Source organism: Gelidibacter sp., from assembly GCF_053579655.1.
This window is the reverse complement of sequence record NZ_JBMDWE010000023.1, coordinates 21,926-44,507: the sequence shown is the minus strand read 5'-3', so window position 1 is coordinate 44,507 and position 22,582 is coordinate 21,926. Positions and strand designations below refer to the sequence as shown.

Here is a 22,582-nt window from a genome sequence, read left to right as displayed (position 1 = left end):
ATAAATATGACATGGAGCGTTTATATAATGACGAATAAACCAAATGGCGTTCTGTACATCGGAGAGACTAAACGATTAAAGACTAGGATATATCAACATAAAAAGAAAGTTCATCCCAATACTTTTTCAGCAAGATACAATTTAGATAAACTCGTTTATTTTGAAAATCATGAAGTAAAGGATAATGCTATGTTGAGAGAAAGACAATTGAAAAAATGGAATAGGGCGTGGAAAGTTGAGTTGATTGAAAGTTCTAATCCAGAGTGGAGGGATTTATATCACGATTTATAAGTGTGATTCTAAGAGGATTCAGTTGGATATTACTCAGGATAAGGAATTTTAATAAAATAAAGTTTAACCATTAAAAGATTTCCGCTTTCGCGGAAAGTAAACATGAACCCATACGTATCAATAAAAAATAAAAACGGAGTAGGATACATTGAATTCTACCATCCTGCACAAAATTCATTGCCCGGCAATATCTTGTCTGAATTAGCAAGAACTATCACGGCTGCTGGAGAAGACACCAATATTAAAGTGATCGTGCTTCAAAGTGGAGGCGAGCGCACCTTTTGTGCTGGCGCAAGTTTCAACGAACTCATTGACATCAACGATGAAGAAACCGGTAAAATATTCTTTTCAGGCTTTGCCAATGTCATTAATGCGATGCGCAAATGTCCAAAATTCATCATCGGTCGCATTCAAGGAAAAACTGTTGGCGGCGGCGTAGGTTTGGCAGCAGCAACCGATTATTGTATGGCCACTAAATTCGCCCAAATCAAGTTAAGCGAACTCAATATTGGTATCGGTCCGTTTGTGGTTGGTCCGGCGGTTCAACGCAAATTGGGATTGAGTGGCATGTCGCAAATTGCCATGGATGCCAATACCTTTTATACTGCCGAATGGGCCATGCAAAAAGGATTGTATACCCATGTATTTGATTCGGTGGAAGCATTGGATGACGCGGTAACCACATTTGCCGAAGGTTTATGCACTTACAATCCAAGAGCAATGGCTGAAATGAAAACCATGTTCTGGCGTGGCACTGAAGATTGGGATCAGTTATTGGCGCAACGTGCTAAAATTAGCGGGCGATTGGTGTTGAGTGAGTTTACGAAGGAGAAACTTAAGGAGTATAAGTGATTAGAGGGTAGAGGGTAGTTGTTAGATAGGCAAGCTAAAAATTAAATTTAGGATGGAAAGTAAATATCATTTTAATTTTGAGGATTTGAAAGTGTATCAAAAGGCTATCGAATATGGCGAATTGGTTCATGAACAACTTAATGGTTTTCCTAAAATTGAAGATTATAGATTGTCAGCACAGTTTGCCCGAGCAGCGGATTCCATTGCATTCAATATTGCTGAAGGTTCAGGTAGTTCAGATGCAGGTTTTCTAAATTACTTGAGAATTGCAAGAGATAGTTCTCGTGAATGCGTCGCAGCAGCAACCAAGGCACATTTACGAAATTATATAACCTTTGAACAGCGTGAAGAGAATCGAGCACTTCTTGTCGAAATAAATAAAATGATAGCATCCTTAATGAAACATTTAGCAAATAAAAATAAATAAACTATGAATCAATTCTCTCACATCTACCCTCTAAAAACTACCCTCTAATCAACTGTTCGTTATGATTTATTCATTCCAAGGTTACACCCCGGTCATCCACGAATCCAGTTTCGTGCATCCCTTGGCAGCCGTCACGGGCAATGTCATCATCGGGAAAAACTGTTATATAGGCCCTGGAGCGGCGATTCGCGGCGATTGGGGACAGATTATTTTAGAAGATGGCGTCAACGTTCAGGAAAACTGTACGGTGCACATGTTTCCTGGGAAATCGATTACTCTAAAAGAAGGTGCCCATGTTGGGCATGGCGCGATTATTCATGGTGCTAATTTAGGTAGAAATTGTTTGATTGGAATGAATTCCGTCATCATGGATGATGCCGAAATTGGCGATGAAAGCATCGTCGGAGCTATGTCATTTGTCAAAGCCGAAACCATTATTCCAAATCGAAGTTTGGTCGTTGGCAATCCGGCAAAAGTGATTAAAGAAGTCAGTGATGAGATGATCGCATGGAAAACCAAAGGCACCCAGCTTTATCAGCAATTACCTGCCGATTGTCATGAAAGTTTAAGGGAAGTGGAGCCGTTGAGGGAAGTGCCTGAGCATATGAAAATGCAGGAAGGCGTTTATGATACTTTGAGGGATTACTTCCTGCGCAAGCAGGAATCTCGTGATTAAATGCTGAATTATGAGTGTACGACGCATTACATACAAGAAAAGGATAAAGAACATAAGTTGAAGTAGTTGGGCGTTACCCTAAAGGGTCAGGCTTTCCGCTATATCTTTTTTGTGAAAAACAAAAAAGGATGTCGCTGCAAATGCGAAGCATTCACGAGCACTTCTTATTAAAATAATAGTGAACGAGTAATCCTTAACGCAAAAGTCATCATATTCATAAAAGTTTCATAAGCACTGATATTTTAAAACTTTCAGGTTCAAAAATAAAGAAAATGAGTAAAGAAGAGAGATTCCCACTTTCGTGGGAATTAAAAATGCCCAAAATGGGCGAATCAATAACCGAAGGAACCATCATCAACTGGCTCATCAACGAAGGCGATTCGTTTGAAGAAGGCGACATCATTTTGGAAGTAGGAACTGATAAGGTCGATAATGAAGTCCCAGCGCCAGTATCTGGAAAGTTGGTAAAAACCATGTGCAAAGCTAAAGATGTTGTTCCCGTTGGACAAGTGATGGCTATCTTGGAAGTTTCTGAAGAGGCGACGTCTCCAAAAAAGGAAGTTGTCATTTCGAACGCTAGTGAGAAATCACATCAAGAGAAAAAGAATGTTTCCAAACCAAAGCCAACAGCTTCAGTTTCAACTTCGAGTTCATTTTCAACTTCAAATACTTTCTTCTCGCCATTAATCATTGCCATTGCCAAAGAACAGCACATCAGTTTTGAAGAATTAGCACGAATCCCTGCCACAGGAAACGAAGGCAGACTCCGTAAAAGCGATCTATTTAGTTATATTGAAGACGGACGACCGTACAAATTTGCGCAACCTATAATTCAAGACCCAACAGCCTATCGAATTCCACAACTGAGTTTCGATAAAGGCAAAGGTAAAATCATTGAAATGGACCGCATGCGCCAAATGATTGCCGATCACATGGTGTATTCCAAACATACCTCGCCACATGTTACGGCGTATGTGGAGGCCGATATGACCAATATGGTCAATTGGCGAAATGCCAATAAAGATGCATTTCAAGAAAAATATGGGGAACGCTTAACGTTTACACCATTATTTGTGGAAGCAGTCGCCAAAGCAGTCAAGGATTTTCCAAATATCAATGCCTCTGTGGATGGTAATAACATCATCTTAAAAGAGGATATCAATATCGGAATGGCCACCGCTTTGCCGAGTGGAAACTTAATAGTTCCAGTGGTAAAAAACGCAGACACCAAAGATTTAAAAGCTTTAGCCGAAAATGTCAATGAATTAGCAGCAAAAGCAAGAGAAAATAGATTAGGAGGCGACGACATTAAAGGCAGCACCTTTACAATATCAAACGTAGGAACTTTTGGAAGTGTCATGGGAACGCCCATTATCAATCAACCCGAAGTGGCCATTTTGGCCTTAGGAATTATTAAAAAACGTCCCGAAGTCATTGAAACCGACAAAGGCGATGAAATTGCAATTAGAAGCATGATGTATCTCTCGCTGTCTTTTGACCATCGCGTCGTTGATGGTTTTTTAGGAGGGAGTTTTGTGCGTCGGGTTGCCGATTATTTTGAACAGTTTGATATTAGTAGAAACATATAGTGATGATAAGACCTGACAGGTTTCTACTTGTCCGCCGAAGTTTCAGCGAAGTAGGAAAACCTGTCAGGTCTGAATCCCATTTACGTTAGGGATTACGAATCCAATTTCATTTTTAAAAATAGGAATTCTTGATAACGCTGCGTTAGGGATTACGAATCCAAGCTTATTTTTAAAAATAGGAATTCTTGATAACGCTGCGTTAGGGATTGCAGTGAAAAGCCCACAGCGAAGCGAGGACTTGTAACGGAAAGCCCGCCCGAACGCCCAAAAAATAAATCATGAGTAATATAACCAAAGAAATTTTACATAAAGCATTCGCAAACCTTTGTACCGCCAAAGCCATGGCCGAGTTGTACGAAGCCAATTTTAAGCAAGTGTCCAAATACGTGCACGCCACTTCAAGAGGTCATGAGTCGATTCAGATTGCACTCGGAATGCAACTATTGCCACAGGACTATGCGTTTCCATATTATAGAGATGATGCGATGATATTAGCCTTTGGATTAAAACCTTACGATTTGATGTTGCAATTATTAGCTAAAAAAGACGACCCGTTTTCTGGCGGGCGTACTTATTATGCGCATCCGAGTTTGAGAGATATCGACAAGCCAAAAATTCCGCACCAATCGTCTGCCACCGGAATGCAAGCAATTCCTGCTACGGGAGTTGCCTTGGGTTTTAAGTACCGCGAAAGTATTACTTTCTCTGAAGATGATAACAGCACTAAAGAAAATTTTGAAATCGATTACGATGCGTCTGTTCATTCACGAGATTCCCGCCTTCGCGGTAATGCACCCATTGTAGTGTGTTCTTTAGGCGATGCCTCGGTTACTGAAGGAGAAGTCGCAGAAGCTTTTCAGATGGCCGTCTTGAAAAAGTTGCCCATTTTGTATTTGGTGCAAGATAATGGTTGGGATATTTCGGCCAATGCTGAAGAGATTAGAGCACAAGATGCTTTTGAATATGCTAAAGGATTCAAAGGCTTGGAAGCTATCACAATTGATGGTGCCAATTTTATAGAAAGCTATGAGGCCGTTGAAAAAGTCATTGCCACCATTCGTAAAGAACGCCGACCATTTTTGATTCATGCAAAAGTACCTTTGTTAAATCATCATACCTCTGGCGTACGAATGGAATGGTATCGTGATGATTTGGAAGAAGCACGATCACGGGATCCTTATCCAGTATTGAAACAACAGATGTTGGATCATGGATTTTCTGTGGAAGAAATCGAATCCATAGAAAAGGAATGCAGAGCAACCGTAGAGACAGATTATCATCTGTCTCTGCAAGCCGAAGACCCCAAACCACAGGATCTATTCACGCACGATTTTGCGCCCACACCAATCACGGAAGAAAAAGGCGAACGCACCCCAAAAGGTGCCGAGAAAGTCGTAATGGTAGATTGTGCCTTATTTGCCGTAGAAGAATTAATGGCCAAACACAAAGAATGTTTGTTATACGGACAGGATGTTGGTGCAAGGCTAGGAGGCGTATTTAGGGAAGCAGCAACCTTGGCCCAAAAGTTTGGGGATGATCGCGTGTTCAATACGCCCATTCAAGAAGCCTTTATCGTGGGCTCGACGGTAGGCATGAGCGCAGTTGGATTAAAGCCAATCGTTGAGGTTCAGTTTGCCGATTATATTTGGCCAGGACTGAATCAATTGTTTACGGAAGTCAGTAGGAGCTGTTATTTATCCAACGGAAAATGGCCAGTAAGCATGATTCTTCGGGTGCCGATTGGTGCTTATGGCAGTGGTGGCCCTTACCATTCGTCTTCAGTGGAAAGTATTGTAACGAACATCAGAGGGATAAAAATCGCCTATCCAAGTAATGGTGCTGATTTAAAAGGCTTGATGAAAGCGGCGTATTACGATCCAAATCCTGTGATTATTTTGGAGCATAAAGGTTTGTATTGGAGTAAAGTGCCAGGAACTAAAGGGGCGACTTCGGTTGAGCCGGCAGAAGATTACGTATTGCCATTTGGAAAGGCTTGGGTTTTACAAGAAATCTGGAAGCAAGAAAATGTCGAAACCTTAACCATTGTCACTTATGGCATGGGCGTCCATTGGGCGTATAATGCTTCGGGGGAAATGGACATGCGAGACCAAATCGAAATCATAGATTTGCGGACCTTATTTCCTTTAGATGAGGATACCATTATGAAATCGGTCAAAAAAACAGGAAAATGTCTGGTCGTCACGGAAGAACCTTCCAATAATTCTTTTGCTAGAGCGTTGGCAGGTAAAATTCAAGAGGAATGTTTTAGGTTTTTAGATGCGCCCGTAATGACTATTGGTAGTGAGAATATGCCTGCGATTCCGCTGAATTCCATATTAGAGGAAACGATGATTCCCTCAACGGAGAAGGTAAAATTGAAAATAAATGAGTTACTCAATTACTGATTAGAGTTAAAGTTACGTCTTGATACTTAGTAGTTTTACAGTGAACATTAAAACTCAGTATTATGAAAAAAGTAATTTTTATGACGATTATGGCTCTTTTCTTATCTCTGTCTTTTACATCATGTAGAGAGCAAACAGAAAAAGAAAAAGTTATCAAGGAGATGAATGATCAAGGTGCCGAAGTCAAAGTGAAAAGAGATGGTGATAAGATAAAAATGGAAACTGACGATAAAAAGGTGAAAATCAAGACCGATAGTGATGGCGATGTCAAGATCAAGAAGAAAACAAAAGATAATGAATAATTAAATTCAAAACAAAAACGACTCTGTAAAGAGTCGTTTTTGTTTTATAAACGATATTCTGAAAGCGGTTTTGTGAACTTCTCAGGGTCTTCAGCTAAATAATAGCGTGGGTCATCAACAGTTTCAATAATTACATCTTTAAACTTAGGATGTGCTTTATAGAGTAAGGTTTTGGAGTCTTCATTAAGATGTTTCAGCTTAATGGATTTTCCTTCAGCTTCATATTTATTGACCAAATTAAAAATAGCTTCAATAGCTGAGTGATCACTCACACGTGATTCTACAAAATCTATTTCGATGTTTTGAGGATCTTCATTAATGTCAAACTTTTCATTGAAATTTTGAATGGAACCAAAAAATAACGGGCCCCATATTTCATAAATTTTTGTGCCGTCTTCTTTGATGCGTTTACGTGCTCTAATCATTATCGCATTTTTCCATGCAAATACAAGCGCAGACAAAATAACACCAATAAATACAGCAATGGCAAGATCAAATATGACAGTTACGGCAGACACCGTGACCAGCACGACCGCATCTGGAACAGGGATTTTTCTCATAATCCTGAAACTTGACCAAGCAAATGTTTGAAGAACCATCATAAACATCACGCCTATTAAAGCAGCAATGGGCACTTGTTCGATATATTTATCTGTAAATAAAATAAAGGTCAATAAAGATAATGCCATCATAATGCCTGATAATCGCCCTCTACCACCCGCATTAAGATTAATTACAGTTTGACCGATCATACCACATCCTCCAGTACCGCCAAATAAGCCGCTTAAAATATTTCCAGCCCCTTGGGCTACACATTCTCTATTCCCGTCGCCTCGCGTATCTGTGAGTTCGTCCACCAAATTCATGGTCAATAAAGATTCAATAAGGCCTACGGATGCCGCTAAAAAGGCATAAGGCAGAATAAATTTGAGCGTATCAAAATTGAACGGTAAGTTTTGCCAAAGTCCCATGTTTGGGGTAGGGAATTCGCCTTTCAGCCCTTCGCCACCACCTTCTATAATATACGAACCAACGGTGCTTACATCGAGACCACTAAAAACAACGACTCCGGTGGTAATGAGAATTGCGGTTAAGGCTGCAGGGATTTTAGTAGTTAGTTTGGGAAGCAACCAAATGATGGCCATCGTAAGTCCTACGAGGCCAAGCATGGTATATAACTCAGATCCCTGCATTGGAACGTTTATATATTTTTTTAAGCCATCAGCACCTATTTCCAATTCTTTATGAGAAAACATGCGGACTTGTGCCAGAAAAATAACAATGGCCAATCCGTTGACAAAACCCATCATCACAGAATGCGGAATCAAACGCACAAACCGGCCAAGTTTTAAAACACCAGCGCCCATTTGAATTAATCCCATTAATATAACCGCCGCCAATAAATAAAAGTAACCCATATTGTCAACAGGTGTGTCGAACAATAGGCCTTTGGAATGTCCTTCTGAAATAAGATTCACAAAAATAACGGCTACGGCACCGGCAGCACCCGTGACTAATCCAGGGCGGCCACCGAAAATTCCAGCAATTAAACCAACGATGAAGGCCCCTGACAATGCCACTAAAGGGTCAATTTGCGCCACAAAAGCGAAGGCGACCACTTCTGGAACCATGGCTAGTGATACGGTTATACCAGCGAGAATATCGTTTTTTGGATTTTGAGTGAAATAGGTTCTAAAGGCTTGACCTGCGTGCATTACTTTCTGAATTAAGAGGGGTAAAGATAAAGTATTTGAAAAGAGCACTGCTTTTGTTGGCTATTTTAACTATAAAAAAAACATCAATCTTGAGGATTGATGCTTTGATTTTTTCTGTTGAATTTTCTTATTTCGACATTCCTGGAGGATATTTCTCCATGATTTTAGCCACAAATTCATTAATGCGCTCTTCTTTCTTGTTTGTACTTTGGGTTAAATAGCCAATTCCCATACCTTGCCATACCAATTCTTTTTTCTTGGCATCTATTAAATCCACATAAAGGGTTCCTTCAGTTGAGGTAGATACATTGCTATATCCAGCATTCCAGTAATACGGACTCCAACCCCATCCGTATCCATAAGGACCGTAGCCTAAGCTATTGTTATAAACATTGACTTTTTCACGGGATTTTGTAAAAATACTGACCAGAAGGTCTGGGTTTTCAGATTTTGTAAACCCTTTCGCCAGCAATTCAGTTTCTATCGCTCTTAAGATACGACGTTTGTCAAGATCACTAATTTCAGCCTTGTCAATACCCGATTTGAAAAAAGCAAAGGTTTTGTATTGGTTGAAATCTGCATTCTTGTCATAATCTGTAGCAACCCTTACGGAGCTGCAAGAAGCGATTAAAACAAACAGCATCAAAACTGGAATTGCTTTAATCATTCTTGTGCTAAAGGTGCTTAGATTAAGGTACTCATAAACATTTTTTAATTTTTTACTCACGCCGCATATATTGTTTAGGTGTTCGTGAAAATTTTTCAAATTTTTCATAGCATTTTTATTTAGTTTTATAATGAGTTCAATAAATCTATATCCACTAGATTTGGAATTGTGACCTTTAAATTGGGTTCAATTGCCATGGCGCGTTTTATTGCGAAAATGGCGCCTTCATTTCTTGCCCAACTACGTCTTGAAATACCATTGTTAACATCCCAAAAAAGCATGGACTTTAAACGTCGTTCGGCGCCTTTAGTACCATCAAGAATCATACCAAATCCACCATTAATAACCTCGCCCCAGCCAACGCCGCCGCCATTGTGAATGCTTACCCAAGTGGCGCCTCTGAAGCTATCTCCGATGACGTTTTGGATGGCCATATCTGCCGTAAAGCGCGAGCCGTCGTAGATGTTTGAGGTTTCACGGTATGGGGAATCTGTGCCTGATACATCATGATGATCACGACCTAATACCACATAGCCGATATCTCCTTTTGCAATGGCATCATTAAAAGCTTGGGCAATTTTCATTCGGCCTTCAGCATCTGCGTATAAAATTCGGGCTTGAGAACCGACTACCAATTTATTTTCTTGAGCCCCTTTAATCCATTGGATGTTATCAGTCATTTGCTGCTGGATTTCATCGGGAGAATTGAGTTTTATTTCTTCTAAAACCTTACAGGCAATGGCATCTGTTTTTGCTAGGTCTTCTGGTTTTCCTGAGGTGCAAACCCATCTAAAAGGTCCGAAACCATAATCAAAACACATAGGTCCCATAATGTCCTGAACATAACTTGGGAATTTAAATTCACGGCCCAAGGTTGGATGATCAGACATTACGTCAGCACCTGCGCGCGAGGCTTCTAAAAGAAAGGCGTTGCCATAATCAAAAAAGTAAGTGCCTTTATTGGTGTGCTTATTAATTGCTTTGGCATGACGACGTAAAGTTTCCTGTACTTTTTCCCTGAAGAGTTCTGGATTGTTTGCCATCATCGTATTGGCATCTTCAAAAGAGATGTCTACGGGATAATAGCCGCCTGCCCAAGGATTGTGAAGTGAGGTTTGGTCACTTCCTAAATCGATATGTATGTTTTCTTCATCAAACTTTTCCCATACATCAACGATATTTCCTAAATAAGCAATGGAAACGGTTTCTTCATCGGCTTTGGCCTTTTTAACACGAGCTACAAGTTGATCTAAATCGGTGATTTTTTCATCAATCCAACCTTGATCCAAGCGCACTTGTGTAATTTTCGGATTTACTTCAGCGCAAACTGTTATACAACCAGCGATCGTTCCTGCTTTAGGTTGCGCTCCCGACATCCCGCCTAATCCAGATGTGACAAATAGATTGCCTCTTGGCGATTTGTTTATTTTTCTAAAACCATTTAAAACCGTGATCGTCGTGCCATGCACAATGCCTTGCGGACCGATATACATATAACTTCCGGCAGTCATTTGTCCGTATTGTGTAACTCCTAAAGCGTTGAATTTCTCCCAATCGTCAGGTTTTGAATAATTTGGAATCATCATCCCATTGGTAACCACGACTCTCGGTGCTTCTTTATGACTAGGGAATAAACCCATGGGATGGCCAGAATATATGGTCAGCGTCTGCTCATCATTCATTTCGGCCAAATACTTCATGGTCAATCGGTACTGTGCCCAGTTTGAAAACACGGCGCCATTACCACCATAAGTGATGAGTTCATGAGGATGTTGTGCCACGGCATAATCGAGATTGTTTTGGATCATCAGCATGATAGCGGCCGCTTGTTTGGATTGCGCAGGATAGGCATCCAAAGGTCGCGCGTACATTCTATAATCGGGACGCAAACGGTACATATAAATCCGTCCGTAGGTCTCTAATTCATTTTTAAATTCAGGAAGTAATTCAGCATGTTGACTTGGATCAAAATAACGGAGTGCATTTTGTAGGGCCAACTTTTTTTCTTCAGCAGATAAAATTTCTTTGCGTTTTGGCGCATGATTGATGGTGTCATCATAAGGTTTCACTGGAGGTAAAACGCTTGGGATGCCTTCTAAAATTTGATCTTTAAAAGAAATGGAGGTGATTTGCATTAGTTTCTTTTTAATTTAGTTTTATCAAAACCATAGGGACAATGTCTGCAGCCGCTTTCGCAACAATAGCCACGTTTGAGATGGTATTGTTCGGTAAAACAACGGTAGCCCTCAGGTGTTAAGTAATAATCGCCTTCTTCAACTGGCACAATTTTCTTCATATCTAACAAAGATAGTGTAAATTAGAAAGATTTTTGAAATGCGATACACATGATTTTAGTTTCAAAATATATGGTTCCCAAAGGTTATACTGGCATCACTTTATTTCCGTTTGTGTTTGTTAAACACGCACATCTCAAGCATAATAGAGTTTTTGTAAATCATGAACGCATTCATCTCAAGCAGCAATTGGAACTTTTGATTCTTCCATTTTTTATCTGGTATGGATTGGAGTTTTTAGTGCGATATCTTCATTATAAAAATTGGCATCAAGCCTATCGGAATATTTCATTTGAGCGTGAGGCCTATCAAAATGAACAGGACTTAGAATATCTTAAAAAACGTCCATTTTGGAATTTTTTAAAATATCTTTGTAAAACATGAATTTCAAAGTCCATCTTTCGGAAAATCAGACCTTAAATCTAGGTCCAAATTTTAATCAAGTACTTTCTGTAAAAAGAGAAGATCTTATCCATCCCTTCATTTCGGGAAACAAATACCGCAAATTAAAATACAATCTAAAGAAAGCAGGCATTGAAAATAAGCAAAGCTTATTAACTTTTGGAGGCGCTTTTTCAAATCATATTGCTGCTGTGGCCGCTGCCGGTCAGGCATTCGGTTTTAATACGATTGGCGTTATCCGCGGAGAGGAGTTGGTAGATCAAGTAAATACAAATGCGACCTTGAAATTTGCCGAAAGCTGTGGCATGCGTTTCAAATTTGTGTCGAGGGAAGACTTTAGAGAAAAGACTTCAGAAGACTTTATCAGCAATTTAAAAGATGAGTTCGGTGATTTCTATTTAATTCCGGAAGGTGGCACCAATGATTATGCGATCAAAGGCTGTGAGGAAATTTTAAGTGATGAAGATTTTGACTATGATTATATCTGCTGTTCTGTTGGGACGGGAGGCACTATTTCTGGAATTATAAATGCCTCAAAACCACATCAGAAGATTCTGGGTTTTCCCGCGTTAAAAGGTGATTTTTTACAAGAAGAAATTAGTAAGTTTGCAAAAAAGTTAAACTGGCAACTTATTAAGGAATATCATTTTGGCGGTTATGCAAAAATGAATACCGAATTAATCAGTTTTATGAATCAGTTTAAGCGAAATTATCAGATTCCTCTGGACCCTGTGTACACCGGAAAGTTGATGTTTGGCGTTATGGATTTATTGAAAAAGGGTTATTTTCCCGCACATTCAAAAATTTTGGTCATACATACCGGTGGTTTACAAGGAATTTCGGGAATGAATGAACGTTTAAAACAAAAGCAAATGCCTTTAATTAGTTAATAAATATGAAGTTTTTTGTAAGAATAGTAATGGTTTTAATGTTGGTCTCGACCGTTGTAAGTTGTGGTTCCAAGAAGAAGATAACGACCAAAAAGAAAAAAGCAAAAACCGAGCATGTTGTCAAGAAACATGAAAAACCAGAGCCTTCCGTTAAAGAACGCGAGGAACCTGTTAATAACGCTCCCATTGTAACGGCTCCTAAACCTTCGAGCAGTGGCAATATTACTGAAGTTTATATTGCAGATTTTAGCCTTATCGCTCAGCGAAAAATGCGAGAACATAAAATTCCGGCGAGCATTACTTTGGCCCAGGGAATTTTAGAATCGGGATCGGGTAGAGGACGATTGGCGGTGGAAGGCAATAATCACTTCGGAATAAAATGCCATGGCTGGTCTGGCGATAAGATATTTCATGATGATGATGCCTCACAAGAATGTTTTAGAAAATATAAACATGCCGAGCAATCGTTTGATGACCATTCAGAGTTTTTAACTTCCAGAGGTCGCTATGCAAAATTATTCGAATTGGATCTTGACGATTACGAAGGCTGGGCAAAAGGTTTAAGAGCGGCAGGTTATGCTACCGATAGAAAATATCCTGACAAATTAATCAGTTTGATTGAGCGTTTTCAGTTGTATAAATATGATCAGGAAGTTTTAGGAAAAACGTCTTCTAGACCTAAAAACGTTGATATCACCTCTAATTTAACACATAAAGTTGAAAAGGGTGATACGATGTATTCGCTTTCAAAACGCTATAATCTTTCAGTAAACGAATTGCAAAAACTCAACGGAATGACCAACAGTAATTTACAGTTAGGTCAAATTCTCATTGTAAAATAAATTTATTCATGTTATACCAACGTAGTAGTAGCCTATTCAAAGAGGCAGAAAAAGTTATTCCAGGAGGCGTCAATTCGCCTGTAAGAGCATTTGGTGCCGTAGGTGGAACGCCAATTTTCGCGAAATCTGCCAAAGGTGCTTATGTGCATGATGAAGATGGCAACAAATACATTGATTATATCAATTCATGGGGACCGATGATTCTTGGTCACGCTTTTGATCCCGTGGTCGATGCCGTAATCGAAAAGGCAAAACAAGGGACTTCCTTCGGAATGCCCACGGCCATAGAAACTGAAATTGCAGAATTGGCAATTTCGATGGTGCCAAATATCGATAAAATCCGATTTGTCAACTCAGGTACAGAAGCTTGTATGAGTGCGGTGCGCTTGGCGCGTGGATTTACCGGGAAGGACAAAATCATCAAATTTGCTGGATGTTACCACGGTCATAGTGATTCATTTTTAATTGCTGCGGGTTCTGGTGCGATCACATTTGGCACACCTAATAGTCCAGGAGTAACTCAAGGAACAGCCAAAGACACGCTTTTAGCAAAGTATAATGATATTTCAAACGTTACGGAATTAGTAGTGGCGAACAAAGGCGAAATCGCCTGTATCATCATTGAGCCTGTTGCAGGAAATATGGGCTGTATTCCACCAAAAGATGATTTCTTACATAAACTAAGAACTTTATGTGACGCACATGGAATTCTGTTGATTTTTGATGAGGTCATGACCGGTTTTAGATTGGCGGCAGGTGGTGCGCAAGAATTATATGGGGTGGATGCTGATATTGTTTGCTTTGGAAAAGTAATCGGTGGCGGTCTTCCAGTAGGCGCTTTTGCTGCCCGAAATGAAATTATGAATTATCTGGCGCCGATTGGCCCAGTATATCAAGCAGGAACTTTAAGCGGAAATCCATTGGCAATGGCTGCAGGTTTGGCCATGTTGCAACATTTGAACAAGGACAGAACTGTCTTTAGGCGTTTAGCCGAAAAAACAGAATACTTACATCAGGGGATGGAAAAAGTGCTGTTGGCCAATAATGTTAAACATACCATTAACCGTATGGGATCCATGATTTCCATTCATTTTGAAGCGCATGAAGTGTTTGATTTTGAAACCGCTGCAAAAGCCAATAATGAAACCTTTAAAAAGTTTTTTCACGGTATGCTGAATGAAGGTGTATATATCGCACCAAGTGCATTTGAAACCTGGTTTATTTGCGATGCCTTAAGTTATGAAGATTTGGATGCGACCATCAATGCAGTGGATAAAGTTTGTAAAACGCTTTAGTTTACACAGATTTGTAATCAATACTGTCAACTAAAAGAATCAAGACCACTGTGTTGATAGAACATAGAATATAGATTTGTGCCGTAAAGCGTTAAGCATTGGGCTTAAAATTTAAGACCCCGTCCAATTATTGATTTTTATAAGCGTTTGTATTAAAGAATAGAAGAAGTGTATTGTTGAACAAAACTTTAAAAACCTCTATTCCCATCAGGTAACGCTGAGTACTGCATGTTTTAATCAAACAACAATTTTCATATAAAAAAAGAGGGAGTTTCCAATTAGAAATTCCCTTTTTGATTTTTAATGATGCTCTGTTGAAGCTTATTTTATGACTTCTTTTGGGGTCATTTGGCGGCTTTTGTTTTTAGAATGCCTGGCATATCTTTTACTATGCTGATCACGTTTTTCATTCATTTTTCCCCATTTCTCATATTGTTCTGAAGATAAAATGCTTTTCATTTTTTTCTTCATTTCAATTTGCTGATCCAATCGTGCGTTGGCCATTTTGAAACGCTCTTCTTTTGACCAAGTCTTGACTTCTGCTTTTTCCTTAGATTTTAAATAAGCCTCTTTTTTGCTTTGTCTCAATTTGGCTTGTTCCAAGAATACTGCGGACATCTCCTTTTGTTGTTTGTCACTTAAATCCAAAATTAAAGTCATTTTTTTGGCTTGGAGTTGTGCCATTTCTTCAGGAGAATATGAGGTTTTAGACTCCATGCGCTGTTTTCTAACTTCTCTTTTTTGTTCTTGTGCAGATACTTGTAAAGTTGCGACTGCGATTATTATCATTACTATTTTTTTCATGTCTCTATTTTTAAAGGTTACACTTCTAGGACTGAGAGTGAAAGGAATGGTTTAAAGATGGGATAAGATGTTGGAAATTTTAACAATTGTTTGTTCATTGTTAGTCAGATAAATTATCCTGCTTAATAATGCAGTTAATTTCAATGAAGCAAATTAGTGGAAAGTTCATTTTTACTAATATTACTTGGCAAATGTTCATTTAGAAGGTTTTTGTTTAACTCTAATTGTGGGGTTTAAAACGAAACATCTATCGGTGGAAAATCTGAAAAAAGCATAAGAAATAAAAGATTACATTTAACATAAAAATTAATTCGAATGAAATCAAGACTTGTTGACGAATTGCCAGAATTGGTAAGAAATAAAGTTATTTCGGAAGAAGTTGCCATAAAAATTCGCGGCTATTATCAAAGTCATGAATCAGAAACGCCTAACAAATTATTTGCAATATTTGGTGTTTTAGGATCCTTATTAGTGGGATTGGGGATCATTCTGATTTTGGCCCATAATTGGGATTATTTTTCACGGGCATTGAAAACCGGTCTTGCTTTATTTCCTTTGATTTTAGGACAAGTATTGGCAGGCTATGCCATTCTTAAAAAGAAAAGTGGGACCTGGAAAGAGGCGTCTGGCACATTCCTGTTTTTTACAGTGGGTTCCAGTATTGGTTTGGTAAGCCAGATTTATAATATCCCTGGCGATTTAAGTACTTATGTATTGATTTGGATTTTGCTGTGTTTGCCGTTGATCTATCTATTAAAATCCAACGCCGTAGCCATGCTTCATATTGCCTTTTCGACTTTTTACGCGGTAAGTATAGGTTATGGATTTAATGGTCTTTCAGAAGCGCCTTGGATATATGTGCTGTTGCTTGCATTGGTAATGCCTCATTATTTGCAATTGCTAAAGCATCAACCGGAAGCCAATGTGACCTCCATTTTTAATTGGTTGCTGCCGTTAAGTGTTATCATTACGTTAGGGACGTTTTTAAAGCGTTATGGTGACTTAGGGTATTTAAACTATGTGATTTTATTTGGTCTTTTTTATAATATCGGGAAGCTTCCCATTTTTGATGATCGGAAATTAAGACGAAATGGGTACCTCATATTTGGGTCTGTCGGAACGGTTGTGATGCTTTTGATTTGCAGCTTTATTGGGATTTGGAATTTCGATAGTGGATCCGATTTATTTGTATCTAAGGAGTTCTTAATGATGCTGTTATTATTTGGTGTCACTTTGGCGCTCCTAATTTACTCGTATTCAAAACAAAGGTTAAAAGGGTTTAACTTATTTCATTTTGTGTTTATCATATTTACGGTGTTCTTTTTCAGCGGCATCTTATATGGCTTAATCGCTGCCATATTCGTAAATATTCTTGTTTTGGTACTTGGGCTTGTCACGATAAAATTGGGGGCAGATAGATATCATTTCGGAATTCTTAATTATGGATTGCTCATAATTACCGCGCTGATTGTGTGTCGCTTTTTTGATACGGATATGAGCTACGTCATTAGAGGCCTCCTGTTTGTATGTGTTGGAGTGGGCTTCTTTTTGGCTAATTATATTATGCTCAAAAGGAAAAAATCAATTGTGAAAGTTTAAAATTAAGAAGATGAAATCAATCCATATATTTTCAATATTCGTAGTGGTCGTTTTGGCGCAACTCTTTGTTCCGACTCAAATGATTCTTGATCAAGAAAACACCATTGCTAGCGGAACTGCTTATAAATTCAGAACGCAGCCTGTGGATCCGTCAGATCCATTTAAAGGGAAATATATTTATTTAAATTACGACTTAAGTTTTGCGGCTACCAACGATACCACTTGGGTAACTAATGCGCCTATTTATATAACATTTAAAACAGATAGTCTTGGTTTTGCAATGGTCAAAGAGGTATCCAAAGATGATCCGAAAGCGGGTGACTATCTAAAAACAAAAGTCACTTGGTACAACCGTTTTGACAATAGTGTTGGTTTTTCCTTTCCATTTAATGAGTTTTACATGAATGAAACAAAAGCTTATGACGCCGAATTAGCGCATGCTCAGGCACAAAGAGATTCTCTGCCAAACAATACGTATGCTTTGGTTTATGTTCTTAAGGGAAAAGCTGTTTTGGATAATGTGTTTATCAATGATATTCCAATTGCGGATTATGTTGAGAAGGAGTAGAGGTTGGAGGTTAGGAAATCTTTTTTATTTGGGACGGTTTTGGTCTATTTCCAAGAGGATAATGTATTTTGAATAAGGCTGAGTTGAGTTTTTAAAATGATATAATGTCGTATTTTGTTTTTTAGTATATATGTGTTTAAAATTGATTTGGGTATAGTTGGTTTATTTTTGTAATACGTTAGCAAATCATTCTATTTACTAGTATGGCCTCAAAAATATAAACCCCGATATTAATAGTTTATCCTTTTTAATCATAAGAAATCAGCGTTATCTGCGTTCCTTTCCTTGGTAGAACACTGATGACGCTGATGGAGCAGATTTACACTGATTTAAGTAGTTATACCAATACAATTCGTGTATTATTTTTAACAAATGTATGGTTATAATTGATTTCTCTATTGTCCGGAAAAGAATTAAGACACTTCGACAAGCTCAGTAACCGCCGCTCCGCTGATAGAACCAAGAACAAAGACTAAACACGTAATTAATTGAAAATATGGGCTTGAAATTCATTATTAGAATGGATTAGGATGTTTTAGAAATAGTTTTCAAAAACCGAGAAATGAAGGAGATTGAGGATGAAAAACGTTTAAAAGAACTTTATCGGTCAATATTCTTAGAAGATCAACGCAACTTTAATCGGACAACAACGAACTGATTTATGAAATACGACACCAAATCACTCTATTTACTTAAATTATAATTGAAGCAAATAGTCTTATATTTTAATGATAGGAAGTGATATTCCTTGTGGCGGATGGCATGTGAAATTGTAATTTTAAAATGGAATTGATTATAAAAAAAACAGGACTAATTATCATTGCTTTAATTTGGTTTATAGCTTTGATTATTTTAATCATCTCTCTGACCAATGTATATCCAGATACTGTTTTTCAAAAATATCGCACTGTCGTTGGGATTGTATTTATCATAATAACTGGATTTTTAAGACTAGCTTATAAATCTGTTAATAAGGTATCGAAATTGTAGACTTTCCTAAAATGGATTTATAAATTTAAAGAGCACTCCAATAAAATGAATCATTCATCTGTCTAAACGTTGAGATGCCAATTGCAATTAAATAAAAAATGCTTCAAGAAACCTTGAAGCATTTATTTATAAATTAAACAAACTTGTTAGCTTTTTGGATTTAGAATAGCGTCAATACGTTGCAGCGCATCCGTTAAATGGATTCTGCTCATATTGTCATTGGTTCTTGCTAAACCAGATTTGATTGTGCCTTCTAAAGTTTTCAATTCTGCTCTTGTGATCGCTCTAATATCAGATTGGCTCACATCAACATTTGTTCTTGAAACAAAACGTCTGAAATTTGCCGGCACAGGAGTTTGTTCTTTGGTCATTAAATAGGCCATTCTATCAATATAGCCACGTTGAAGATTTCTTCTGTAGGCATCTATTGCTTTCCCACTATTTAACTCACTAAAAACACCTTTGCGCAAATCTTGCATCATGTCCAATAAACCGTAAGCGTTTTTACCGTTGGCCGTTTCGTTTTCGCTCATACGTTGCATTCTTCCAAAATCAAGGATGTCATTTAGCGTTCTCGTTTGCGTCCCGCGGATGCGTTCTAAATTACCATCAAATTCGATTCTATTGAAAATGTCATTGTCTAATAACCATTCTGGTGTAGCGAACAATTCTTTCTGAAGGAACTGTAAGGCTTCTTTTTGTTTGGCTTTATCAACAGGGGTGTAGACATCTCCTTCTTGGTCGTAGGTTTTGTAAATTTCATAAACCCCACCAATGTTGGCAGTCACGTGGCCCATATAACGGTTGTATTGTCCTAATACTTCGCCATACATAGTGCCTAGATCGCTATAATCTTTACCATCTTCGGCAGTCCATTTGATCAAGTTTGGAACGATACGCTTTAAGTTCGCAATTCCGTATGCACTAGCTTTCATGGCGTCATCACCTAAATCCTCGGTTTGAGAACTTGGATCGATCACACCACCACTTTGCTGTCTTCCGAAACGGTACATTGGATCTCCAGCGTGTTTTAAAATCCAGCTATCTAAAGTTTTCTTTTCATCTTCTGGTGTCGCGGCATCCAAAATTGGACGGTAACCCCATGAGATGGCATATTTGTCATAAATACCAATGTTCGGCATTAAAGCAACACCTTCATCACCTGGCTGTGCAATATAATTGAAGCGTGCATAATCCATAATAGACGGTGCAGTTCCATACTTTTTAGTAAATTCTGGGTTACGTAAATCGTCCACTTTGTAAGCAACACTACTTCCCATGTTATGAGGTAAACCTATGGTATGACCAACTTCGTGCGAAGACACAAAACGAATCAATCGTCCCATGATTTCATCTTTAAATTTCACACTTTGTGCATCAGGATTAATGGCTGCCGTTTGTACGAAGAACCAGTTGCGCAACAAAGTCATTACGTTATGGTACCAGTTGATGTCACTTTCTAAAATCTCACCACTTCTTGGGTCACTTACGTGAGGGCCGTTAGCATTAGGGATTGGAGAAGCTAAATAGCGAACTACAGAATAACGAATATCCTCTGGGCTCCATCCCGGATCTTCCTCAACTGTTGGAGGATCTTTGGCGATAATGGCATTTTTAAATCCGGCAGCTTCAAAAGCTACTTGCCAATCTTCAATACCTTGTTTGATGTATTTACGCCATTGTTCTGGAGTTGCACGGTCAATATAATAAACGATTTGTTTTTTAGGCTCAACCAATTCGCCACGCTTAAACTTTTCGATGTCTTCATCCTTCACTTCAAGGCGCCATCTGTCTAAATAGGTGACTCTTTTGCTTTCATGAGCATCTAAACCGTAATCAATTTGTCCACTTGTGAACCAACCTACGCGTTGGTCGAATATGCGTCGCTTCATTGGCTCTTTTGGCAATAAAACCATAGAGTTGCTCATTTCTATCGAAATAGCGCCACTTGCTGCATTTGAAGGTGGTTCACTTGCACTATAGGTTTTTACGTGACGTGATTCAATGTTTAAAGGATAGCTTTTAAGACTTTCGATATAAGATAAATCTGCGTCTAAACGGGTTACTTTATATTGTTTTCTACTTCGATCTGGCAAACCAAATGGCTTCACATCTTTCATATACAGATCAGTCACATCAATAACTGTAGTTAATGAATCTTTGCCGATAGCTTTAATAGGGAAGCTAAATAGCACAGGTTCAAAATTTGAATTGACCACAGCTTCATATACAGGAAGGGAGTCATTGGCTACTACACTATGGGAAACCATACGGAGCAATACTCTTTTATCCTTTTTTTGCCAACGCAAAACTTGCTCGTCTTGCTTTCCGCCGCCAAAACCTATGCCACTGGCGGTTTTAGCGATACGTGTCACCATGAGCATTTCACGTTCAAAAAGGGAATCTGGAATTTCATAAAAGTAGGACTCGTCTATTTTATGGATGGTGAACAATCCTGGGTCACTTTTGGCATCTTTTGTTATGACTTTGTTGTAAGGCTGGATGTCATTTTTTCCAGTTTTTTTTGTTGCATCAGAGGCAGTAGTAGCGGTTGCTGGTGTTTTGGACGCTTTTTTTGTAGTGGAACAAGACACGACAAAAAGGAAAGACGCCAAAAACATCACGCTTAAGGAAACTTTTTTCAAAATGTTAGGGGTTTAAAAATTTAAGGAAGTGAAAATACGCAATACATAACGTTGATAGTGGATTGTAATATATTTTAGTATTTCTTTAACTATTTAAAACGTAGTTTTTTAACATAACGATGCCACTTTTAAAGAGAATTTTGATAGGTTATGGATTTTTCTTCACTATGATCCGGATAAGAATTAAGACACTTCGACAAGCTCAGTAACTGCCGCTGCGCTGATAGAATCAAGAACAAAGACTAAACACGTAATTAATTGAAAATATGGGCTGTGAAATTCAATAATTAGAATGGATTATGATGTTTTAGCAATAGTTTTCAAAAACAGAGAAATGAAGGAGATTGAGGATCAAAAACGTTGAAAGAACCATTGATCTCTGTTCTTAGAAGATCAAACCAACTTTAATCGGACAACAATGATTTTTATTTAAAATATCCGACGAGCATAGCATGGTCAGAAACTTTATAATAAAACTTTTGAAGGCGTATAGGTTTGAGCTTTTTGCTTGTGAAAATTTGGTCAATTTCAAGTAAAGGAATTCCAAATGGCCAAGTTGCACTAAAACCTTCACCGTAATCATGAAAACTAGTATAATCTGTTTCATACTTTCTGAAGTGAACACTTTCATAAGGCGTGTTAAAATCGCCAACAATGATGTCTGAATTTCTTTGAGTGGCCAATTGCAATATCGTTCCTAAAGTTTTTCTTTTATCCATGGTTGGACTTTGAAAAGTATCCGTAAAGGCCATTAAAATAGGGCCAGACTTTAGTTGTGCCTCTACAAAATTGATGTCATAGCTTTGTTCTTCAATAGTATACGTTATTTTTTCTATACGTCCTTTTATGCCAATCAGCATATTGCCTTCAAGGATTCGAAATTCGTAAGCTGGGAAATCTTGTGACAGTTGCTGTATATCTTCTGCGGAAGCGTTTTCCGTCTCGGTAAGTGCGATAATGTCAGGCTGGATATTTTGGATGTTTTCTGTAAGGATATCCATATGGATTGTTGGCCGATCGGCGGCATTCCAGAATATAATGGACGTTGCATCTTTAGGAATTTCCACAGGGCTTGGGAAAATATAGGAATTATTGAGCCAAATACCAGTCAAACCTAAAGTGGTACAGATAAAAAATATAAAATACCGTTTTCTTTTGAAAAACAGAAGAGTGATAAAACCTCCCAATAAGATGATTAAAGGTAGCGGGAAGGCGTAAAAAAAGATTTGTAAAATTCGGAAATGATCCTTTAGGATGAAATGTATTATTAACAAAAAAGCATATGCAATTACTGCACATGCTCTTAATGTTAAAAAAATAAATTTCGCG

The 22,582-nt window shown here is 38.3% G+C and carries 20 protein-coding genes; 13 read left to right on the top strand and 7 right to left on the bottom strand.

Annotation, left to right across the window (positions count from 1 at the left end):
- The first annotated feature begins 6 nt into the window (after positions 1-6).
- The 7 genes from ACOH2D_RS12365 to ACOH2D_RS12335 all read left to right on the top strand — a co-directional run bounded on the left by ACOH2D_RS12365 (position 7) and on the right by ACOH2D_RS12335 (position 6,542).
- Positions 7-291: a GIY-YIG nuclease family protein gene (locus ACOH2D_RS12365; protein ID WP_348062723.1), complete on the top strand. Its 285-nt coding sequence runs from the start codon at positions 7-9 to the stop codon at positions 289-291.
- 102 nt (positions 292-393) lie between these two features.
- On the top strand, positions 394-1,143 hold the full coding sequence (locus ACOH2D_RS12360; protein WP_449535425.1) for an enoyl-CoA hydratase/isomerase family protein: 750 nt from the start codon (positions 394-396) through the stop codon (positions 1,141-1,143).
- A gap of 52 nt (positions 1,144-1,195) precedes the next feature.
- Positions 1,196-1,570, top strand: a complete 375-nt coding sequence (locus ACOH2D_RS12355) for a four helix bundle protein (RefSeq protein WP_449535424.1) — start codon at positions 1,196-1,198, stop codon at positions 1,568-1,570.
- Between the two features lie 61 nt (positions 1,571-1,631).
- A complete protein-coding gene (locus ACOH2D_RS12350; protein WP_449535423.1) occupies positions 1,632-2,246 on the top strand; it encodes an acyltransferase in 615 nt (204 codons plus the stop codon).
- Positions 2,247-2,518: 272 nt separating this feature from the next.
- Complete coding sequence (locus ACOH2D_RS12345; RefSeq protein ID WP_449535422.1) at positions 2,519-3,835, top strand: dihydrolipoamide acetyltransferase family protein; 1,317 nt, start codon at positions 2,519-2,521, stop codon at positions 3,833-3,835.
- A gap of 278 nt (positions 3,836-4,113) precedes the next feature.
- A complete protein-coding gene (locus ACOH2D_RS12340; protein ID WP_449535421.1) occupies positions 4,114-6,240 on the top strand; it encodes an alpha-ketoacid dehydrogenase subunit alpha/beta in 2,127 nt (708 codons plus the stop codon).
- 62 nt (positions 6,241-6,302) lie between these two features.
- Positions 6,303-6,542 carry a hypothetical protein gene (locus ACOH2D_RS12335; RefSeq protein WP_348038256.1) on the top strand — a complete coding sequence of 80 codons (240 nt, stop codon included), beginning with the start codon at positions 6,303-6,305 and terminating at the stop codon, positions 6,540-6,542.
- A gap of 44 nt (positions 6,543-6,586) precedes the next feature.
- Here the strand turns inward: ACOH2D_RS12335 and ACOH2D_RS12330 are convergent, their stop codons facing one another.
- The 4 genes from ACOH2D_RS12330 to ACOH2D_RS12315 all read right to left on the bottom strand — a co-directional run bounded on the left by ACOH2D_RS12330 (position 6,587) and on the right by ACOH2D_RS12315 (position 11,220).
- Positions 6,587-8,257 (bottom strand): SulP family inorganic anion transporter, encoded by a 1,671-nt coding sequence (locus ACOH2D_RS12330; RefSeq protein WP_449535420.1) that lies wholly within the window; start codon positions 8,255-8,257, stop codon positions 6,587-6,589.
- Between the two features lie 127 nt (positions 8,258-8,384).
- Entirely contained in the window at positions 8,385-8,924 is a 540-nt protein-coding gene (locus tag ACOH2D_RS12325; RefSeq protein WP_348035167.1) for a DUF4136 domain-containing protein, read from the bottom strand.
- A gap of 125 nt (positions 8,925-9,049) precedes the next feature.
- On the bottom strand, positions 9,050-11,044 hold the full coding sequence (gene hutU / locus ACOH2D_RS12320) for a urocanate hydratase (RefSeq protein WP_449535443.1): 1,995 nt from the start codon (positions 11,042-11,044) through the stop codon (positions 9,050-9,052).
- Positions 11,045-11,058: 14 nt separating this feature from the next.
- Positions 11,059-11,220, bottom strand: a complete 162-nt coding sequence (locus ACOH2D_RS12315) for a C1orf53 family protein (RefSeq protein WP_348035168.1) — start codon at positions 11,218-11,220, stop codon at positions 11,059-11,061.
- Positions 11,221-11,269: 49 nt separating this feature from the next.
- Here ACOH2D_RS12315 and ACOH2D_RS12310 point away from each other — a divergent pair, with 49 nt between their 5' ends.
- The 4 genes from ACOH2D_RS12310 to hemL are packed head-to-tail and all read left to right on the top strand — an operon-like array spanning position 11,270 to position 14,647.
- Positions 11,270-11,602, top strand: coding sequence for a hypothetical protein (locus ACOH2D_RS12310; RefSeq protein ID WP_449535419.1), 333 nt, complete (start codon positions 11,270-11,272; stop codon positions 11,600-11,602).
- Positions 11,599-12,510 (top strand): 1-aminocyclopropane-1-carboxylate deaminase/D-cysteine desulfhydrase, encoded by a 912-nt coding sequence (locus tag ACOH2D_RS12305; RefSeq protein WP_449535418.1) that lies wholly within the window; start codon positions 11,599-11,601, stop codon positions 12,508-12,510. Before ACOH2D_RS12310 ends, ACOH2D_RS12305 begins: the two co-directional genes overlap by 4 nt.
- Before the next feature lie 5 nt (positions 12,511-12,515).
- Positions 12,516-13,352 carry a glucosaminidase domain-containing protein gene (locus ACOH2D_RS12300; protein WP_449535417.1) on the top strand — a complete coding sequence of 279 codons (837 nt, stop codon included), beginning with the start codon at positions 12,516-12,518 and terminating at the stop codon, positions 13,350-13,352.
- 8 nt (positions 13,353-13,360) lie between these two features.
- The gene (hemL, locus tag ACOH2D_RS12295; RefSeq protein ID WP_348035172.1) at positions 13,361-14,647 is read left to right on the top strand and encodes a glutamate-1-semialdehyde 2,1-aminomutase; all 1,287 of its coding nucleotides are present in this window, start codon (positions 13,361-13,363) and stop codon (positions 14,645-14,647) included.
- 321 nt (positions 14,648-14,968) lie between these two features.
- Here hemL and ACOH2D_RS12290 read toward each other — a convergent pair whose 3' ends face one another.
- On the bottom strand, positions 14,969-15,451 hold the full coding sequence (locus tag ACOH2D_RS12290; RefSeq protein WP_449535416.1) for a DUF4890 domain-containing protein: 483 nt from the start codon (positions 15,449-15,451) through the stop codon (positions 14,969-14,971).
- Between the two features lie 315 nt (positions 15,452-15,766).
- On the opposite strand from ACOH2D_RS12290, the gene ACOH2D_RS12285 reads away from it, so the two are divergent.
- Both ACOH2D_RS12285 and ACOH2D_RS12280 read left to right on the top strand, forming a co-directional pair.
- The gene (locus ACOH2D_RS12285; RefSeq protein WP_449535415.1) at positions 15,767-17,050 is read left to right on the top strand and encodes a DUF2157 domain-containing protein; all 1,284 of its coding nucleotides are present in this window, start codon (positions 15,767-15,769) and stop codon (positions 17,048-17,050) included.
- A 10-nt stretch (positions 17,051-17,060) separates the two neighbouring features.
- A complete protein-coding gene (locus ACOH2D_RS12280) occupies positions 17,061-17,618 on the top strand; it encodes a GDYXXLXY domain-containing protein (RefSeq protein ID WP_449535414.1) in 558 nt (185 codons plus the stop codon).
- A 1,136-nt stretch (positions 17,619-18,754) separates the two neighbouring features.
- Here the strand turns inward: ACOH2D_RS12280 and ACOH2D_RS12275 are convergent.
- Both ACOH2D_RS12275 and ACOH2D_RS12270 read right to left on the bottom strand, forming a co-directional pair.
- The gene (locus ACOH2D_RS12275) at positions 18,755-21,229 is read right to left on the bottom strand and encodes a zinc-dependent metalloprotease (RefSeq protein WP_449535442.1); all 2,475 of its coding nucleotides are present in this window, start codon (positions 21,227-21,229) and stop codon (positions 18,755-18,757) included.
- Between the two features lie 449 nt (positions 21,230-21,678).
- On the bottom strand, positions 21,679-22,365 hold the full coding sequence (locus tag ACOH2D_RS12270) for an endonuclease/exonuclease/phosphatase family protein (RefSeq protein WP_348036299.1): 687 nt from the start codon (positions 22,363-22,365) through the stop codon (positions 21,679-21,681).
- Between the last annotated feature and the right edge of the window lie 217 nt (positions 22,366-22,582).

What these genes read in the sequence shown, in the direction of transcription:
- ACOH2D_RS12330 (WP_449535420.1), bottom strand. Translation starts at nt 8,257, where the DNA reads ATGCACGCAGGTCAAGCCTTTAGAACCTATTTCACTCAAAATCCAAAA.
- ACOH2D_RS12325 (WP_348035167.1), bottom strand. Translation starts at nt 8,924, where the DNA reads ATGATTAAAGCAATTCCAGTTTTGATGCTGTTTGTTTTAATCGCTTCT.
- ACOH2D_RS12355 (WP_449535424.1), top strand. Translation starts at nt 1,196, where the DNA reads ATGGAAAGTAAATATCATTTTAATTTTGAGGATTTGAAAGTGTATCAA.
- ACOH2D_RS12315 (WP_348035168.1), bottom strand. Translation starts at nt 11,220, where the DNA reads ATGAAGAAAATTGTGCCAGTTGAAGAAGGCGATTATTACTTAACACCT.
- ACOH2D_RS12365 (WP_348062723.1), top strand. Translation starts at nt 7, where the DNA reads ATGACATGGAGCGTTTATATAATGACGAATAAACCAAATGGCGTTCTG.
- ACOH2D_RS12345 (WP_449535422.1), top strand. Translation starts at nt 2,519, where the DNA reads ATGAGTAAAGAAGAGAGATTCCCACTTTCGTGGGAATTAAAAATGCCC.
- ACOH2D_RS12335 (WP_348038256.1), top strand. Translation starts at nt 6,303, where the DNA reads ATGAAAAAAGTAATTTTTATGACGATTATGGCTCTTTTCTTATCTCTG.
- ACOH2D_RS12300 (WP_449535417.1), top strand. Translation starts at nt 12,516, where the DNA reads ATGAAGTTTTTTGTAAGAATAGTAATGGTTTTAATGTTGGTCTCGACC.
- hemL (WP_348035172.1), top strand. Translation starts at nt 13,361, where the DNA reads ATGTTATACCAACGTAGTAGTAGCCTATTCAAAGAGGCAGAAAAAGTT.
- ACOH2D_RS12290 (WP_449535416.1), bottom strand. Translation starts at nt 15,451, where the DNA reads ATGAAAAAAATAGTAATGATAATAATCGCAGTCGCAACTTTACAAGTA.
- ACOH2D_RS12280 (WP_449535414.1), top strand. Translation starts at nt 17,061, where the DNA reads ATGAAATCAATCCATATATTTTCAATATTCGTAGTGGTCGTTTTGGCG.
- ACOH2D_RS12350 (WP_449535423.1), top strand. Translation starts at nt 1,632, where the DNA reads ATGATTTATTCATTCCAAGGTTACACCCCGGTCATCCACGAATCCAGT.
- ACOH2D_RS12275 (WP_449535442.1), bottom strand. Translation starts at nt 21,229, where the DNA reads ATGTTTTTGGCGTCTTTCCTTTTTGTCGTGTCTTGTTCCACTACAAAA.
- ACOH2D_RS12360 (WP_449535425.1), top strand. Translation starts at nt 394, where the DNA reads ATGAACCCATACGTATCAATAAAAAATAAAAACGGAGTAGGATACATT.
- ACOH2D_RS12340 (WP_449535421.1), top strand. Translation starts at nt 4,114, where the DNA reads ATGAGTAATATAACCAAAGAAATTTTACATAAAGCATTCGCAAACCTT.
- ACOH2D_RS12305 (WP_449535418.1), top strand. Translation starts at nt 11,599, where the DNA reads ATGAATTTCAAAGTCCATCTTTCGGAAAATCAGACCTTAAATCTAGGT.
- ACOH2D_RS12285 (WP_449535415.1), top strand. Translation starts at nt 15,767, where the DNA reads ATGAAATCAAGACTTGTTGACGAATTGCCAGAATTGGTAAGAAATAAA.
- ACOH2D_RS12310 (WP_449535419.1), top strand. Translation starts at nt 11,270, where the DNA reads ATGATTTTAGTTTCAAAATATATGGTTCCCAAAGGTTATACTGGCATC.